Source organism: Actinokineospora pegani (assembly GCF_009745975.1).
Lineage (GTDB): Bacteria > Actinomycetota > Actinomycetes > Mycobacteriales > Pseudonocardiaceae > Actinokineospora > Actinokineospora pegani.
In genome coordinates, this window is sequence record NZ_WHOL01000107.1 from 128,650 (window position 1) to 141,830 (window position 13,181).

A 13,181-nucleotide genomic window follows, 5' to 3' on the forward strand; every position below is an offset into this window, starting at 1 on the left:
ACGCGCGGTGGGTGTGACCCGGTGCAGGTGCCCCGATGGTCGGCAGTGCCTCGGCGGGGTCGCGCGGGCGCGGGTGAGGCTGGTCAGACGCGGGTGTCGTCGAAGTAGGTCCGACGGGCGATGATCACCGCGCCGTACTCGCCGCGCGCGTGGACGGCGGTGTCGAAGAAGTCGCTGAACCTCAACTCCACAGTGGAACCATCACGCAGCGCGCCGCTGAACTGGCCCTCGACCGCCGCCTGGGCGCCCAGCCGGAACACCGAGAGCGTGTGGTGCCTGCCGTGGTCGACCACCCGGACGGACCGGTAGAAGGCCCGCAGATCGGTCAGACCGGTGATCGTCGGGTAGCCGGGGCGCTTGTAGCTGATGTCGTCGTGGAAGAGGTCGAACAGGGTCGGGTCGCCGGAGTCGACTCGGTCGTAGTACGAGCGGACCAGGGCTGAGATGGCGTCGATGCCGGTCTCCCTTCCCACCTGTGTCGTCGTCGCCGAGCTGCTGACCCGGTGCTGAGTCGGGCGACCATAGCGGGCGCACCCCCCAGGGGGCTAGTGCCGATCGGGTGTCGCGGACAAAACCGCTACCGTCGACAGTGGACCCTGAAAGGGGGTTGTCCGGCGACGTGGCGGCGCTTAGGGTCCTCCGTGACCACAAGACCGGATCGGTCACGTGTCCTGGGGGCTGGCGGTTGGGCGACACCGGGGCCGACTACGAGGAGCGCGCCGAGCGGATCTTGGACGCGGCCGCCCAGCTCATCCCGCGGTGGGGCTACCGGCGGGTGACAATGCTGGATGTCGCCCAAGCCGCCGGTGTGGGCGAGGGCACGTTGTACCTGCACTGGCGCACCAGGGAGTCGCTGTTCGTCGCGGTGTTGCTGCGCGAGTCCATCGCCATGGTCGACACGCTGCTGAGCCGGGTGCGGCAGGACGCCGAGTTCGTGCGCCTGCACCGGATGCGGCAGGTGTTCTTCGAGGTGGTGCTGGACCGTCCGTTGCTGCGCGCGGTGTACAGCGGCGACGGCGAGCTGCTGGGCGGCCTCGCCCGGCAGGCGGGCACCACGGAGCAGGTCGGGCAGCGCGCTTTCCTGTGCTACTACTCGGCCCAGTTGCGCGAGCACGGCCCGCTGCGCACCGACACCGGGCTCGACGACCAGGTGTACGCGGTGACCTGCGTGATGACCGGGTTCAACCGCGCCTGCCCGGTCGCCGCCGCCGACGTGCCCGCCTCGGACGCCCGGCGCGCCCGGGTGCTGGCCGACACGCTGCGGGCGGCGTTCGAGCCCACCCGGCGACCGGCCGGGCGGGTGCCGCGGCTGCTCGCCCCCCGGGTGGTCGCCGCCCTGGAGCGACTGCGGGACTCCCACGCCCAGCACCGGTTCGGCGACCGCCGACCGGGGCGGGCGACCTCCCCGAACCCCCGAGGCACGACCTGACACGACCGCGGGCACGGCCCGCCGAGAGGAAGACATGACCACCCTGCGCAACGGCCCCATCCCCACGGAGCCCGCCGAGATGATCGACCTGTGGACCCGGCTGGCCCGCCACCGGGCCGACGAGCCGGTCGTGTTCAACGAGAGCATCCAGGCGTGGGAGGCGTTCCGCCACGGGGACGTGACCCGCATCCTGTCCGACCCGGCGACGTTCTCCAGCGACATGTCCGCCCTGGTGCCCAGCGACCCGGACATCGACAAGATCGCCAAGGGCAACCTGATCAGCATCGATCCACCCGTGCACCGCCAGATGCGCGGGCTGGTGAGCAAGGCCTTCACCCCGAAGTTCGTCGCCGAGTTGGCGCCGCGGATCACCGAGGTGACCGCGGAGCTGCTCGACGGTTTAGCCGGGCGCGACCGCTTCGACCTCGTCAGCGAGCTGAGCTACCCGCTGCCGGTCATCGTGATCTCGGAGATGATCGGGATTCCCAGCTCCGACCGGGAGACCTTCCAGCGCTGGGCCGACGTCCTGCTCAACAACGAGCCCCCGGCCGACGAACCGCTGCTCGACGCGCTCGGGGACCAGGTGAACGCCATCGCGCCCACCGTCCGGGAGATGGGCGCCTACATGCTCGAGCACGTCAAGCGGCGCCGCGAGCACCCCACCGAGGACCTGGTCACCGCGCTGGTGAACACGCAGGTCGACGGCCGCTGGCTCGACGACGACGAGATCGTGTGGTTCACCGCGCTGCTGCTGCTGGCGGGCCACATCACCACCACCGCCCTGCTCGGCAACACCCTGCTGTGCCTGGACGCGGCCCCGCGGGTGGTCGAGGAGCTGCGGGCGGACCGCGAACTGGTGCCGGGGATGCTGGAGGAGGTGCTGCGGATGCGCCCGCCGTTCACCAAGCTGGCCCGGCTGACCACCCGCGACGTCGAGCTGAGCGGCACCACGATCCCCGCCGGGCAGATCGTGTTCGCCTGGCTGGCCTCGGCCAACCGGGACGAGTCGGTCTTCGCGCACCCGGAGGTCTTCGACCCCCGGCGCGAGTCGAGCAAGCAGGCGGGCTTCGGGCACGGCATCCACTTCTGCCTCGGCGCCCCGCTGGCCCGGCTGGAGGCCAAGATCGCGGTGAACATGCTGTTGGACCGCTACAGCGACATCCGGGTGGCTCCCGAGGACGGGATCGACTTCTTCGACGTGCACGCGCTGCTCGGCGCCAAGTCGGTGTCCGTGCGGGTGCGACCGAGCTGATCCGTCCCACTCCCAGTGGCCCGGCAGACACCCGTCTGCCGGGCCACTTGCGCTGAACTGTGCCCTGCATCACCACCCGATCGGTTAGAGTTAGCCTCGAGTTGGGTAGTCCAGGTTCAAACGCCCCTCGGGGTGGCGCGGTGGCGGCGGGGCCGTCACCGGTGTGGTCGGCTTCGGGAACCGGCCTGACTGGCTTCGTGTGGTTCGGCGGAGGGATGTTCACCTGCTGGTGCTTTAGGGTCGTGCGCGCGATCGGGGGCGACGCGCCAATCATCACTGAACGGTCTGCGGCTGCGTGGTCGCGGGCTGCGGGTTTTTCGCACGGTCGGGTGTGACGTGCGCTATTAATTCGTGGTCTGCTCCCGCGTGCGGCGATCGAGATATTCGCACTCGGCTCTCTGGCGGGCGTCGCGCGGCCTATTGCGGAATTTATCTGCTGGCGTGCGCCGGGTGGCGGATACCTGACAAATCGCGGACGAACGCGCGAAGTGTTCACGTCTTGGATGTGAATGAGATTTCGTAGTTGTGCGCGCGGAAGTGTGTTCGCGATGGGCGGGCCCGTCATGGGTGGGTTGATCGGCGCGGGTGAAAAGAACCACGTCATGCCGAGGTTCGGCGCAGGATTGCCCGAGAAGGGCTCGACCTGGTGAATGGATGGCGGGCAGGTGGACCGCGGTCGGAGGGGCTGGCGTCCTCTGTGGCGCGGGGAGTGTGTTCAAGGTCGCCGAAAGTGAATTGTATTCGACGTTTGGTGTGTTCTGTGCGGTAGCGTGTGAAAAGTCGACAGCGGTTGTTGGCTATTCAGAACAAGAGATGGGGCCGGCCGCTGGGAAACGTTCCCCCGATCGGCGGTAGCTATTTTTAGCGTCGGTCAGCATGATGGGCTGATCGCCCGGGTGCGTCGAGTGGAAGGGGACGTGCTTATGTATTTCGAACCCACGGAGTGGCGACCCCTCGACCGATCAGCTCCGCACATCACGCTCAGACAGATTTGACATGTCGATTGACCCACGCAAGCTCTCCGCGACCCTCGCCCGCCTGGCCGAGGAGCACCGCGTCCCCGGCGCCGCCCTCACCGTGCGGTGGCAGGGGGAGACGACGGGCGCGGTGACCGGGCGCGACCGGCAGGACGGCGGTCGCGCGGTGACCGCCGCGACCAGGTTCCCGATCGCCTCCATCACCAAGGCCTTCACCGCGACCCTGGTCATGGTCCTCGTCGCGGACGGCGACCTCGACCTCGACGAGCCGATCGGCGCGCACGTCCCGCAGTTGCGGGAACACCCGGTCGCCGCCGCGACGTTGCGCCAGCTCCTCAGCCACACCGGCGGCCTGGCCGCCGCGGGCGCCGCGGAGTCCGCGTCCACCACCTCGGCCCTGCGCCACCTGGTGGAGCACGCGCGCTCGACGGACCTGGTCCTCCCGCCGGGAACGGGCTTCTCCTACTCCAACGCGGGTTACGTCCTCGCGGGCCACATCGCCTGCGACGTGACGGGCATGTCCTGGTGGGAGGCCGTGGAGAGCGTTCTGCTGGCCCCCCTGGGCATCCGCCCGGCGTTCGTCGTCGGACCGGGCGCCACCGAGGACGACCTCGCCACCGGCCACGTCGTCAGCGGCGTGGACGGCCGGATCCGCCCGGTGCGCCAGACGCTGGGCGCCGCGGAGGCCGCCGCGGGCGCGCTCGCGCTCAGCGCCGACGACCTGGTGTCCTTCGCCCGGCTGCACACCGACGCCGCGGCCGCGGACCCCGACCTCGACGGGCTCCTGCCCGCCGCCTCCGCCCGGCTCATGCGCGAGCCCGTCCCGGCGGCCGAGCCCCACGGGCTGGCGGCGGGCTGGGGCCTGGGGCTGGCGTCGTTCACCGGCGACGGCCAGTCGTGGTGGGGCCACGACGGCACCGGCGACGGGACCTCGGCGCACCTGCGGGTCCAGCCCGAACAGGACGCGGCGGTGGCCCTGGTCACCAACGCGGGCACCGGCGCCGCGCTCTGGCGCGCGCTGGTCGACGAACTGCGCGCGGTCGGCGTCCCCCTCGCCGACCAACCGGCGCCGGACGAGGGACCGCCGCACCCACCGCCCGCGGAGTGCCTGGGCCGCTACCTCAACGGCGCCACCGAGTACCTGGTCGGCGCGGACGGGGACCAGTTCAGCCTGGCGGTCGACGGGGTCGCGGTGGCGGTCCTGCGGGTGCGGCCCGACCTCGGGTTCACCATGCGCGACACCGTGTCCTCCGGTCCGCCGCACGAGGGGCGGTTCCTGCGCGACCCGGTCACCGGCCGCGTGGACCGCTTGCAGGTCACCGGCCGCCTGGCGCGTCGCGGGACTCCCGCCGCGACGTCGGCGCACCCGCACTGACCTTGCCCACACCCCCGGCCCGACCGCGCTGCGGCGGGCTCCCCGAGCACGGCCGCAGACGGCACCTCTCGCACAAAGGAGCGGCGATGGACGACGCGCGCACGTATTCGACCACCATGCTGGCGGTCGGCACCGCGTCCCCCGGCACCCTGGCCGACCTGGTCGAGGCGCAGACCCAGCGCACCCCCGACGCCGCGGCGGTGGTCCACGACGGCGGGCTGCTGAGCTACGCCGAGCTCGACGAGCGGGCCAACCGGCTGGCCAGGGTGCTGCTGCGCCGCGGGGCGGGCCCGGAGCGGGTCGTCGCCCTGGCGCTGCCGCGCTCGGTCGACATCATCGTGGCCGAGCTGGCGGTGGCGAAGTCCGGCGCCGCGTTCCTGCCGGTGGACCCGACGTACCCGGTCGACCGGATCGCGTTCATGCTCGCCGACGCGAACCCGGTGCTGGTGCTGACCCGCTCCGACATCGACGCCGTGGCCGCCGCGGTCCCCGCCGACGTGGCCGCGGTGCTGCTGGACGCCCCGGACGTCGCCGCCGAGCTCGACCAGGTGCCCGGGACGCCGGTCGAGGCCGCCGAGCTGCCCGCCACCCGCCACACCGACCAGCCCGCGTACGTCATCTACACCTCCGGCTCGACCGGCAAGCCCAAGGGCGTGGTGGTTACCCACCGCGGTCTGGCGGCCTTCTCCGCCGCCGAGGTGGAGCACTTCCGCGTCGTCGAGGGCGACCGGGTGCTGGAGTTCGCCTCCCCCAGCTTCGACGCGTCGGTGCTCGAGCTGTGCATGTCGCTGCCCGCGGGCGCGGCCCTGGTGGTGCCGCCGCCCGGTCCGCTGCTCGGCGACGCGCTGGCCGAGGTCATGGCCGACCGCCGGATCAGCCACACCCTCATCCCGCCGGTGGCGCTGGCGACGATGCCGGTCGTGCCGCTGCCCGACCTGCGCACGCTGGTGGTCGGCGGCGAGGCGTGCACCGCGGACCTGGTGTCGCGCTGGGCGCCGGGCAGGCGCCTGATCAACGCCTACGGCCCGACCGAGTCCACCGTGGTCGCCACCTGGAGCGAGCCGCTGGAGCCCGGTCAGGGGACGCCCATCGGCCGCCCGATCCGCGGCACCACCGTCCACCTGCTCGACGACAAGCTGGCGCCGGTGCCGGTCGGGGAGCCCGGCGAGCTGTACGTGGCCGGGCCCAGCCTGGCCCGCGGCTACCTGGGCCGGTCCGCGCTGAGCGCGCAGCGGTTCGTGGCCAACCCGCACGGCGCCCCGGGCGAGCGGATGTACCGCACCGGCGACATCGCCCGCTGGGCCGCGGACGGCCAGTTGGAGTTCGTCGGCCGGGCCGACCACCAGGTCAAGATCCGCGGTTTCCGGATCGAGCCGGGCGAGATCGAGGCCGTGCTGGCCGACCGGCCCGAGGTCGGCGGCGTCGTCGTCCTGGCCCGCGAGGACCAGCCGGGCGTCAAGCGCCTGGTCGCCTACCTGACCCCGGTGGCCGACGTGGCGTCGGTCGACGTGGCGCGCCTGCGGACCGCCGTCGCCGAGGTGCTGCCGGACTACATGGTCCCCGCCGCGTTCGTCGTGCTCGAACGCTTCCCGTTAACACCCAACGGCAAGCTGGACAGAGCGGCGCTGCCGTCCCCGGCCACGGGCGTCCGGCGGGTCGTCGGCGCGCAGGCGCGCACCGAGCTGGAGCAGACCATCGCGGGCGTCTGGGCGGAGGTGCTCGGCGTCGACGCGGTCGGCGCGCACGAGGACTTCCTCGCCGTGGGCGGCGACTCCGTCCTGGCCTTCCGGGTGCTCTCGCGGCTGCGCACCGCCCTGGGCGTGGAGCTCTCGGCCCGCGCGGTGTTCGACACCAGGACCGTCGCCGGGCTCGCCGAGCTGGTCCTGGACCGGGAACCGGGCCGCTCGTGCGACCCGGTCCCCACCGTCGCGCGCGACGAGCCCCTGCCGCTGTCGCTGTCGCAGCGCCGGTTGTGGTTCGTCGACCAGTTCGACCCCGGCGGCACCGAGAACAACACCGGGATCGGCCTGCGGCTCACCGGCGGGCTGGACACCGCCGCGCTGCGGCGGGCCCTGGCCGCGCTGGTCGTCCGGCACGAGTCCCTGCGCACCACGTTCGAGGCCGTGGACGGGCACGGCACCCAGGTGGTGCACCCGACGGGCGAGCTGCCGTTGCGCGAACTCGACCTGTCCGCGGTCGCAGCCGACGAGCGCCCGGCCGCGCTGGACGCGGTGCTGGCCGAGCACGGCGCGCAGCCGTTCGACCTGCGGCTGGGCCCGTTGGCGCGGGTGCTGCTGGTCCGGCTCGACACCGCCGAGCACGTGCTCGTGCTGCACCAGCACCACATCATCACCGACGGCTGGTCCGTGCGGATCCTGGTCGACGACCTGCTGCGGCACTACGGCGAGTACCGGTCGGGCGGCGAGCCCGAGCTCGTCGCCCTCTCGGTCGGCTACCCGGAGTTCGCCGCCTGGCAGCGCGCGCGGCTGGCGGGCGGGGCCCTCGACGAGGACCTGGCCTACTGGCGCGAGCAGCTCGCCGGGCTGGTCCCGCTGGACCTGCCCACCGACCACCCGCGCCCCCCGGTGCGCACGGCCGCGGGCGCGGTCCGCCGCCGGGCGCTGCCCGCCGACCTGGTCCAGCGGTTGACCGAGGTCGCCAGGGAGCACGACGCGACCCTGTTCGCCAACCTGGTCGCCGCGGTGCAGCTACTGCTCACCCGGCACACCGGGCAGCGCGACATCGCCCTGGGCGCGGCCACCTCCGGTCGCGGCCGGGCCGAGTGGGAGCAGGTCGTCGGGTTCTTCGTCAACACCGTCGTGCTGCGCTCCACAGTGGACGAGGAGCGGCCCTTCGCCGAGCACCTCGCCGACGTGCGGGAGACCGTGCTGTCCGCGTTCGCGCACGACGAGCTGCCCTTCGACCGCGTCGTGGAGCTGCTGCAGCCCGGGCGCGACGCGGCGGCCAGCCCGCTGGTGCAGGCCCTGGTGGTGCTGCAGGAGGACTGGGCGGGCAGCCGGACCGCGGCGGGGCTGCGCGTCGAGGAGCACGACCTGCCCCGCCCGTCGGCGCGCTTCGACCTGGTCGTGGAGTTCTGGCCCAAGGACGGCGCGCTGAACCTGGTCGTCGAGTACAACACCGACCTGTTCGACGCGGCCACCGTGGACCACATCGCCGCGCGGCTGCACGTGCTGCTGGAAGCGGTCGCCGCGGCGCCGCGGCGGCGGATGGCCGAACTCGGGGTGATGCCCGATGACGAGCGCGCCCTGGTCCTCGGCCCGTGGAGCGGGACGTCCGCGCGGCCGGACGAGTCCGGAGTGGACGTCTCGGTGCCCGCGGTGTTCGCGCGGGTCGCGGCCGCGACCCCGGACGAGGTCGCGGTGGTGGCGGGCCCGGTCTCGCTGACCTACCGCGAACTCGACGAGCGGTCCGACCGGCTGGCGCACCGGCTGGTCGCGGCGGGCGTGCGCCCGGAGGACCGGGTGGGCCTGCTGGCCGAGCGGTCCGCGCACTACCTGGTCGTGGTGCTCGCCGTGCTCAAGGCGGGCGCCGCCTACCTGCCGCTGGACCTGCGCGCCCCGCGCTCGCGGCTGCGCAGGCTGCTCGACGAGGCGGGCGTGCGGCTGGTGATCCGCGACGCCGGGCTGGCCGACCTCGCCGCCGACCTGCACGACGGCGCAACCCTGGATTCGGCCGACCTCGGCGCGGACGCGCCGGTCGGCGCCCCGGCCCCCCGGCCGCTGCCCCGGCAGCTGGCCTGCGTGCTCTACACCTCCGGGTCGACCGGCACCCCCAAGGGCGTGGCGGTGACCCACCAGGACATCGTCCGGCGGGTGGCCGACGCCAACTTCGCGGGCGGCGGCCACGCGCGGGTGCTGCTGCACTCGCCGCTGGCGTTCGACGCCTCCACCTACGAGATGTGGGTGGCGCTGCTGCGCGGCGGCCGGGTCGTGGTCGCCCCGCCGGTCGACCTCACCGCCGACGTGCTGCGCCGGATGGTGGCCGAGCACGGGGTGACCGGCATGTGGCTGACGGCCGGTCTGTTCCGGATGATCGCCAGGGAGGACCCGGACAGCCTCGCCGGGATGCGCGAGGTGTGGACCGGCGGCGACGTCGTGCCCGGCGCGGCGGTCCGCCGCGTGCTGGCCGCCTGCCCCGGCCTGGTCGTGTCCGACGGCTACGGGCCGACCGAGGCGACGACGTTCACCACCCTGCACCCGATGCCGTCGGTCGAGGCGGTCGAGGACGTGCCGCCGATCGGCCGCCCGTTCGCGGGCATGCGGGTCTTCGTGCTCGACGCGGGCCTGCGGCCGGTGCCCGCCGGGGTGACCGGCGAGCTGCACATCGTGGGCGACGGGGTGGCCCGCGGCTACCTCGGCCGCCCGGGCGCCACCGCCGAGCGGTTCGTGGCGTGCCCGTTCGAGCCGGGCGCCCGCATGTACCGCACCGGCGACATCGTGCGCTGGCGCCACGACGGCGTGCTCTGCTTCATCGGCCGGACCGACGACCAGGTCAAGATCCGCGGCTTCCGGGTCGAGGTGGGCGAGGTCGAGGAGGTCGTGACCCGCCACCCCGGTGTCGCCGAGGCCGTGGTGACCGCGCACCGCCCGCCCAGCGGCTCGTCTGGCTCGGCGCGGCTGGTCTGCCACCTGGTGGGCGAGCCGGAGGTCGGCGCGCCGACGTCGGCGGAGCTGGTGGCGTTCCTGTCCGACGAGCTGCCCGACTACCTGATCCCGTCGTCGTTCGAGGTGCTCGACGCGCTCCCGCTGAGCCAGAACGGGAAGGTGGACCGCCGCGCGCTGCCCGCGCCCCGGGCCGGCGGCCCCGCCGACCGCGCCCACGTCGCGCCGCGCACCCCGGCCGAGGCGGCGCTGACCGGCCTGTGGGCCAAGGTGCTCGGGCTCGACGCGGTCGGGGTCACCGACAACTTCTTCGAGCTCGGCGGCGACTCGATCATGAGCATCCAGGTGGTGGCCGAGGCCCGCAGGCTCGGCATGGACCTGACCTCGAAGGACATCTTCCTGCACCAGACCGTCGCCGCCCTGGCGCCGGTGATCGGGTCCACGACCACCTCGGCCGAGCAGGGCCTGGTCGTCGGCGCGGCCCCGCTCACCCCGATCCAGCACTGGTTCTTCGAGCGGCACCCGGCGGGCACGGCGCGGTTCAGCCAGCACCTGGACGTGGAGCTGACCGCCGGGGTGGACGAGGCGGCGCTGCGCGCGGCGCTGGCCGCGGTCCTCGCCCAGCACGACGCGCTGCGCACCCGGTTCGACCGGGTGGACGGCCGGTGGCGGCAGCACAACGCCCGGTCCGAGGCGGGACAGGTCTTCACCCGGCTCGAGGTGGCCGACGAGGCCGACACCGCCGCGGCGCGGGAGCGGCTGCTGGCCGAGCTGGACCCGGTGGCCGGTCCGCTGCTGCGGGTGGCGCTGTTCGACCGGGGCGCGGACCGGGCGCCGCTGCTGTTCCTCGCCGTGCACCACCTGGTGGTGGACGCGGTGTCGTGGCGGATCCTGCTCGCCGACCTGGACACCGGCTACCGGCAGGCGGCGGCGGGGCGGCCGGTCGACCTGGGGGAGAAGAGCACGTCGTTCCAGGCGTGGGCCCGCCGCCTCACCGAGCACGTCGCCGACGGCGGCTTCGACCACGAGACCGACCACTGGACCGCGGTGTCCCCGGCGGGGGTGGCGGACCTGCCCACCGACGGCGCGGGCGCCAACACGGTCGCCTCCACCCGCTCGGTCACCGTCCGGCTGGACCGGGACGAGACCAGGGCGCTGCTGAACCGGGTCCCCTCGGTGTACCGCACCCACGTCAACGAGGTCCTGCTGGCCGCGCTCGGCCAGGTGCTCGCCGACTGGACCCGGGCGCCCCGGGTCCTGGTCGACCTGGAGGGCCACGGCCGGGAGGACCTGTTCGACGACGTCGACCTCTCCCGCACGGTCGGCTGGTTCACCACCCTGTTCCCGGTGGCGCTGGACCTGTCCGGCAGCCGGGAGCCCGGCGCGCTGCTCAAGTCGGTCAAGGAGCAGGTGCGCGCGGTGCCCGGCCGCGGCGTCGGCCACGGCGCGCTGCGCTACCTCGGCGACCGGGCCACCGGCGCCGCGCAGGCGCAGGTCTCGTTCAACTACCTGGGCCAGTACGCCGCCGCGGGCCCGGTCGACGGGCTCTACAGCGCCCCCGCGGGCCCCTTGGGCCTCGACGAGGACCCCACCGCGACCAGGGCGCACAAGCTGGAGGTCGTCGGCCGCGCCGACCGGTCGGGACTGGAGTTCACCTGGTTCCACTCCGCGGCGCTGCACGACACCGAGACGGTGCGCGCGCTGGCCGAGGGCATGCTCACCCGGCTGCGCGAGCTGGTCGCGCACTGCGCCGACCCGGGCGCGGGCGGCTGCACGCCGTCGGACTTCCCGCTGGCCCGCTTGGACCAGGCCGCCGTCGACCGGATCGTCGGCACCGGCCGGGAGGTCGAGGACGTCTACCCGCTGACCCCGATGCAGAGCGGCATGCTGTTCCACAGCCTCGCCCAGGAGGGCGAGGGCCTCTACCTGGAGCAGGTCACCTGCACGCTGGCCGGGGTGGGCGACCCCGGGCTGCTCGCCGAGGCGTGGCAGCGGGTCGTCGACCGCACCCCCGTGCTGCGCACCGCCGTGGCCTGGGAGGGCCTGGCGGAACCGGTGCAGGTGGTGCACCGCGCGGTGCGGGTGCCGGTGGCGCACGAGGACTGGACGGCGCGCCCGGAGCCGTGGCGCGAGCAGCGGTTGGCCGAGCTGCTGGCCCAGGACCGCGGCGACGAGCTGGACTTCACCAGGCCCCCACTGGTGCGGCTGCGGCTCGCCCGGCTCTCCGCCGACGAGGTGCGGGTCGTGTGGACCTTCCACCACCTGCTGCTCGACGGGTGGAGCGTGTTCCGGGTGCTCACCGACGTCTTCGCCGAGCACGCCCGGCTCACCGGCCACCCGGGGGCCGGGGACCCCGTGCCCAGGCGGCCGTTCCGCGACTACGTGGCCTGGCTGGACCGCCAGGACCGCGACGCCGCGCGGCAGCACTGGCACGGCCTGCTGTCCGGGCTGACCGAGCCCACCCCGCTGCCGGTCGACCGGCCCGCCGCGACCACCCACGGCCAGCGCTCGACCGAGCGGCTGACCGTCCAGCTCTCCGAGCGCACCACCGAGCGGGTCGCCGAGCTGGGCCGGGCCAACCGGTTGACCGCCAACGCCGTCGTGCAGGGCGCGTGGGCGCTGCTGCTCGCCGATTGCGGCGGCCAGCGGGAGGTGTGCTTCGGCAGCACGATCTCCGGGCGGCCCGACGAGCTGCCCGGGGTGGACGAGATCATCGGCATCTGCATCAACACGATGCCGGTGCTCGTCGACGCCGACCCGAACGCCCGGCTGGTGCCGTGGCTGCAACGCCTGCAACTGGCGCAGGTCGAGTCCCGGCGGTTCGGCTACCTGCCGCTGAGCGGGCTGCGCGCGCTCAGCGGGGTCACCGGGCGGGCCAACCTGTTCGACAGCCTGGTCGTGTTCGAGAACTACCCGATCGACGAGCAGGCCGCGGCCGAGCACGGGCTGCGGCTGGGCGACATGCGCGCGGTCGAGACCACCAACTACCCGATGAGCGTGATCGTCTACCCGGGCCCCCGGCTGACCTTCGCCTTCACCTACGACCCCGCCGTGTTCGACGCGGCCACCGTCGAGGAGCTGGGCGCGCGCCTGGGCGCGGTGCTCGACGCCGTCGTGACCGACCCGTACCAGTCGCTGCGGACCCTGCTCGGCTCGCTCGGCGAGCCGATGCGGCGCACCGGGGCCGTCTCCGGCGCCCTCGCGGCGCCCGCCGCCGAACCGGGGCCGGCGGTGGCGCACCAAGAGCCGCGGACCATCACCGAGACCCTGATCGCCGAGATCTGGGGCGAGGTTCTCGGGGTGAACCAGGTCGGCGTCGACGACGAGTTCTTCGCCCTCGGCGGCGACTCGATCCTGAGCCTGCACGTCACCACCATGGTCCGGGAGACCTTCGACATCGACATCTCGCTGCGCGAGGTGATCGGCTGCCACACCGTCGCGGCGCTGGCCCGCGCGGTCGAGGAATCCGTCCTGTCCGAACTCGAGTCCGCGGCCGCGGGCGACGAGCGCGACTGACCCAGGAAGA

At 73.8% G+C, this 13,181-nt stretch carries 4 protein-coding genes and 1 pseudogene; 4 read left to right on the forward strand and 1 reads right to left on the reverse strand.

What is annotated here, in order from left to right; translation table 11 throughout:
- Nucleotides 1-83 precede the first annotated feature (83 nt).
- The gene (locus GCL84_RS20585; RefSeq protein WP_156757152.1) at nucleotides 84-473 is read right to left on the reverse strand and encodes a nuclear transport factor 2 family protein; all 390 of its coding nucleotides are present in this window, start codon (nucleotides 471-473) and stop codon (nucleotides 84-86) included.
- Between the two features lie 212 nt (nucleotides 474-685).
- Between GCL84_RS20585 and GCL84_RS20590 the strand changes: the two genes are divergently transcribed.
- From GCL84_RS20590 to GCL84_RS20605, 4 genes and pseudogenes are all read left to right on the forward strand, one after another.
- A complete protein-coding gene (locus GCL84_RS20590; protein WP_197523397.1) occupies nucleotides 686-1,429 on the forward strand; it encodes a TetR/AcrR family transcriptional regulator in 744 nt (247 codons plus the stop codon).
- 34 nt (nucleotides 1,430-1,463) lie between these two features.
- On the forward strand, nucleotides 1,464-2,681 hold the full coding sequence (locus GCL84_RS20595) for a cytochrome P450 (RefSeq protein WP_156757154.1): 1,218 nt from the start codon (nucleotides 1,464-1,466) through the stop codon (nucleotides 2,679-2,681).
- 996 nt (nucleotides 2,682-3,677) lie between these two features.
- Nucleotides 3,678-5,033 (forward strand): serine hydrolase domain-containing protein, encoded by a 1,356-nt coding sequence (locus tag GCL84_RS20600; protein ID WP_156757155.1) that lies wholly within the window; start codon nucleotides 3,678-3,680, stop codon nucleotides 5,031-5,033.
- A 128-nt stretch (nucleotides 5,034-5,161) separates the two neighbouring features.
- Nucleotides 5,162-13,171: pseudogene (locus tag GCL84_RS20605) on the forward strand (amino acid adenylation domain-containing protein); the annotation flags it as partial.
- Between the last annotated feature and the right edge of the window lie 10 nt (nucleotides 13,172-13,181).